The sequence below is a fragment of the Aeromonas sp. LsrichE-8G genome (assembly GCF_022869435.1).
Classification (GTDB): Bacteria; Pseudomonadota; Gammaproteobacteria; order Enterobacterales; family Aeromonadaceae; genus Aeromonas; species Aeromonas caviae.
Map to the genome: position 1 here is coordinate 1 of NZ_JALIHH010000157.1, position 422 is coordinate 422.

At 49.1% G+C, this 422-nt stretch carries 1 protein-coding gene; it reads right to left on the reverse strand.

The window, feature by feature from the left end; genetic code table 11:
* Positions 1-13 precede the first annotated feature (13 nt).
* Positions 14-422 (reverse strand): transposase (locus MUW49_RS17975; RefSeq protein WP_244813045.1); only part of this gene is annotated, 409 nt, incomplete at its 5' end.

Here is a 422-nt window from a genome sequence, read left to right on the forward strand (position 1 = left end):
CATGTACAGAACCTTAAGCGGCAAGCGAATTAATAATACCGTCTAACGTGTTGTTTTGCTTGGATTTTCTCTGCCTACTCTTTTTGCCGTTTTTGGATAAATACACCATTGCCCACTCCAACTTCTCTGTTATTTCCTGCCACGCACCATGGATGATGCTCGCCAATATCGGCATTAACCAAAGCGCGCTGTTTTTGGCAATCTTCAGCATCGATAACTCCGCGCTGCCAATCAGCGTCAGCGCCAGCCGACGTTTGACCAGCAAGGCCAGCAAACTAGCCCAGATCAAGCCTTCCGCTATCGCTTTTTGTCGTGTCGCGAACGCCTTCAACCGGTTATGTGATTTCAGCTCTTTGAACAACAGTTCGATCTGCCAACGGCAACGATACAATGCCATCACCTTCTCGGCTGGCCATCGCTCA